The sequence below is a fragment of the Kitasatospora sp. NPDC001539 genome, from assembly GCF_040298565.1.
In the GTDB taxonomy this organism is placed as follows: domain Bacteria; phylum Actinomycetota; class Actinomycetes; order Streptomycetales; family Streptomycetaceae; genus Kitasatospora.
In genome coordinates this window covers 1-3,967 of the sequence record NZ_JBEPAK010000398.1, presented here as the reverse complement: position 1 = coordinate 3,967, position 3,967 = coordinate 1, and the positions used below count along the sequence as shown (strand labels likewise).

Sequence of the window (3,967 nt, the reverse complement as noted above, 5' to 3'; positions counted from 1 at the left end):
GCGGACTCCACCGTCCGTCGGCCGCCGTCCGGCGCCTGTGGCCTGCCGGCAGCCCTCGGGTTCTGGTCGCCCGTCATCCGGCGCGGTGCCGCTCCCGGCCGCCCGAGCGGCGCCGCCCGCTACGGCAGGGGCACCGTCGGCAGATCGGCCGGGACGAGGAGCTGGAGTTCCTCCGTGGACGGGTCGGCGAGGGCCGCGACCCGGACCGCATGGCGCTCGACCATCGTTTCGAAGATCTGCCGCGCCGTGCGTCCGTTGCCGAAGTTCGGGCCGCGCTCCAGGCGCCCGAAGTGCTCCAGCAGCGCGCCCTCGGCGGCCTCGGAAAGGGCGTACTCGTGCTCCTCGCACTGGGAGCGGGCGATCTCCAGCAGCTCGTCCGCCGTGTAGTCGGGGAAGGTGATGGTGCGTGAGAACCGCGATGACACCCCCGGGTTGGCGGAGAGGAAGCGCTCCATCTCGGCCGTGTAGCCTGCCACGATGACGACCACCTCGTCCCGGTGGTCCTCCATCAGCTTGACCAGGGTGTCGATCGCCTCGCGTCCGAAGTCCCGCGCGCCGTCCTCGGGGGCCAGCGTGTACGCCTCGTCGATGAACAGGACGCCGCCGCGCGCCCGGTCGAAGGCGGCGGCGGTGCGGATCGCGGTGGAGCCGATGTGCTCGCCGACCAGGTCGACCCGGGCCACCTCGACCAGGTGGCCGCGCTGGAGCACACCGAGCGAGGCGAGGATCTCGCCGTAGAGGCGGGCGACGGTGGTCTTGCCGGTCCCGGGGGCGCCGGTGAAGACCAGGTGCCGGCGCAGCGAGGGCGCCTTCAGCCCGGCCTGGCGGCGGCGTCGGCCGACCGAGATCAGGTCGATCAGCGTGCGGACCTCCTGCTTCACCGTCGCCAGCCCGACCAGTGAGTCCAGTTCGGCGAGCGCCTCGTCGGCCGGCCGGCAGTCCGGGATCGGCGCGATCGGGGAGCCGGCCGAGGGGGCGGCCGGTGCGCTCGCCCGGTCCACCGCCACCGGCGCTGCGGAGACCGGCTGGGCCGCCCTGGGGGACGGCACCTCGGCAGCCGAGCCGACCGAGCCGACCGCCCCCGCCGTGCCGGTCGAGCGGGTCGAACGGGCGCCGCCGGCCGGGGCGGCCGGCCCGACGTCGTCCGAGACGCACCCCTCGGTGACCGGCCCCGGCTCGGAGAACTCGAACCCGGCCCGCTCGTTCTGCTCGGCCCGGCACCGGGTCAGCTGGGTACGGCACCCGTCGATGATGTGGAACCCGAAACCCTTGCCGTGCGAGACCCGGCAGTCCTCGAAGGTGCCGCGGCCCTGCGCCGAGACGTACACCCCGGCGTCGGTGCTGGCCCGCACGGTGCAGTCGCGCAGCACCGGGTCCGCGCCCTTGGTGACGATCACTCCGGTGGCCACGTCCGAGATCTCGCAGCCGGTGAGCAGACCGCCGCTGCCGTGGTCGCGGAACCACAGCCCGGTGCCGGCCTCCTGGACGCGGCACCCGGCCAGCGCGACCGTGGCGCCGCCGCTGACCGAGACCGCCGAGCTGCGGATCCGGCTGAACGAGCAGCCCTCGGCGACGGCCGCGGAGTCCCGGTCGAGGACGAACAGCGCGTCGGGCAGGTCGTGCAGCGAGCAGTCGGTGAGGGTGAGCCGGGCACCGTCGCTGACCCACAGGGCCGGGTACTCGCCGGTGGAGCCGTGCAGTTGGCAGGCGTCGGCGACGGCCTCGGTGCCCTGGTCCCAGACGGACAGCGCCCCGCGCCCGAAGTCCCGCACGGTGCAGTGGGTGAGGCTGAGCCGGGAACGCCCGCGCAGATCGGCGCCGTTCTCGGGCAGGTCGTGCACCCGGCAGCCGGTGAGCACGAGTTCGGCCTCGCCGTCCAGGGTCAGGCCGTTGCCGGTGACCCGGTGGATCTCGCAGTCGACCAGCCGTCCGCCCGCCTGGGCCTCGGCCTGCACGCCGCTGCCGCGGATCTCGTAGATCTCGCAGCCGGTCAGTTCGGCGGCGCTGCCCGGGTCGGAGAGCAGCACCCCGGCGCCGGAGGCGTGGTGGACGCGGCAGCGGTCGAGGGCGGCGGTCGCGCCGCCGAGGACGGCGAGCCCGGCCTGGCCGGCGGCGGCGACCTCGCAGTCCTCGAAGGCGGCGGCGGTGCCCTCGCCGCGCAGCCGCAGCCCGAGCCCGCCAGGGTTGGCGACCATGCAGCCGCGCAGGGTCGGCCGGGCGCCGCCGGTGACCTCGACGCCGGTGGCGGAGCGCGTCTCGACCCGGCACCCGCTGAGCGAGGGGGTCGCCTCCGGGCCGGTGATCAGGACGGCCGGCGCGGAGCTGTCGCCGCCCTCGATCACCAGGTCGCGCACGGTCGCGGCGGCGGTGACGGTGAGCGCCACGCCGGAGGGCGGCTCGATCCGGACGGTGCCCGGGCCCATGGCCGGGACGATCGTCACCGGCTTGTCCAGCAGGACGTTCTCCCGGAAGGTCCCCGGGCGGACGGCCACGGTGTCGCCGGGTTCGGCGGCGGCCAGGGCTTCGGCGAGCGTGTCGTAGTCGCCCGCGCGGCGACGCCAGCGGGATGCGCTGTCCTGGGTGACCCGGACCCTGTGCTCAGCCATGACGGTCTGTCTGCCCCCACCTTCGTCGTGCCGGCGATCAACGGGCCGTGGGCGCGGGGTGCGCGGGCCGTCCGCCCCACCGTAGCGCGCCCGTACGGGTGCTCCGACCGCCCTCGGCCGCGCGGACACCGGCAGCGCTCAACGCGGCCACAGGTTCCGACCACTTGTTCAACGAGCGCGCACAGCCGGGGTTCCGTACCGGCGCCCCGGACGCGGGCCGCGCCCCGGACGCAGGCCGTGCCCGGGACGCGGGCCGTGCGCCGGGGGCCTCACCGCGCGGCGGAGCGCCACCGGACGGGCCGGCAGCGGCCGCCCCGCCGGGGCGCGGACGGGCGCTCAGCGCCCGTCGGCCGGCCAGTGCGCCCCGTCCTCCAACACCTCGACGTCGTCGCCGAGCCGCAGCGTGCCGAGTTCGTCGCCGTCGACGCCGTCCGGCCGTTCGGGGATCAGGTTCTGCCCGAACGCGGCCTTGCGCAGCAGCCGGTGGTGCCGGGCCAGGGTGCGCAGCGGCTCGGGGCCGCGCCGCTCGCCGCTCTCCTGGTCGGTGGTGGTCACCACGCAACGTCCGCACGGCTTGACCACCTTGAAGGTGAGCGAACCGATCCGGATCCGGCGCCAGCCGTCCTCCGCCCAGGCCTCGGTGCCGCTGACCACCACGTTGGGCCGGAAGCGTTCCATCGGCAGGGTCTCGTGGCCGTCCGGGTGCTCGGCGGCGATCAGTTCGTTGAGCCGGTCCAGCGAGGCGGTGGTGGTGAGCAGCAGCGGGAAGCCGTCGGCCATCGAGACGGTGTCGCCGGGCCCGGCGTACTCGGGGTCGACGGGCCGGGCGACGCGCGGGTCGTCCAGGTGCACCAGCCGGTAGTCGCCGAGGCGCTCGGCGATCCACTCGTGGGCGTCCTTGGCGGCCTCGGCGGCGCGGAAGCGGGTGCCCCAGACCTCGACCTCGGCGAGCGGGTCGCCGGACGCGACGGAGGGGGCGGTGACCTCGATCCGGGAGCCGTCGGGGGCGGTCAGCGACAGCGCACCACCGGGCAGCAGGCCGACCCGGATCTGGCCGAGGGCGGCGTTCTCGCGCTGGCTGACGAAGCGTCCGGTGGCGTCGGCGAGCATCCAGCGGCGGTCCCCGGCCAGTCCCCAGGGCTGGACCGCGGCGGTGTCCGGGCTCAGGCGGTACATCGACTTGACGGGATAGACGTGGAGTCCGGTGAGCTGCATCCCTCCATCCTGCCAGCCGTGGTGCAGGCGTCCGCAGGACCCCCGGCTCCGGCCGGGAGGGACGGCTGGGCGAGCCGGACGGGAGGAAGGTTGGGCGAGCCGGCCGGCGGGGCGCCCGTAAGCCCCGTACGCGCCCCGCCCGTGCC

2 protein-coding genes are annotated in these 3,967 nt (G+C 75.7%); both read right to left on the bottom strand.

The window, feature by feature from the left end; translation table 11 throughout:
- Positions 1–119: 119 nt before the first annotated feature.
- Complete coding sequence (locus tag ABT247_RS32370; protein WP_350749949.1) at positions 120–2,606, bottom strand: right-handed parallel beta-helix repeat-containing protein; 2,487 nt, start codon at positions 2,604–2,606, stop codon at positions 120–122.
- 336 nt (positions 2,607–2,942) lie between these two features.
- Positions 2,943–3,821, bottom strand: a complete 879-nt coding sequence (locus ABT247_RS32365) for an MOSC domain-containing protein (RefSeq protein WP_350749946.1) — start codon at positions 3,819–3,821, stop codon at positions 2,943–2,945.
- Positions 3,822–3,967: the final 146 nt, after the last annotated feature.

What these genes read in the sequence shown, in the direction of transcription:
- ABT247_RS32370 (WP_350749949.1), bottom strand. Translation starts at nt 2,606, where the DNA reads ATGGCTGAGCACAGGGTCCGGGTCACCCAGGACAGCGCATCCCGCTGG.
- ABT247_RS32365 (WP_350749946.1), bottom strand. Translation starts at nt 3,821, where the DNA reads ATGCAGCTCACCGGACTCCACGTCTATCCCGTCAAGTCGATGTACCGC.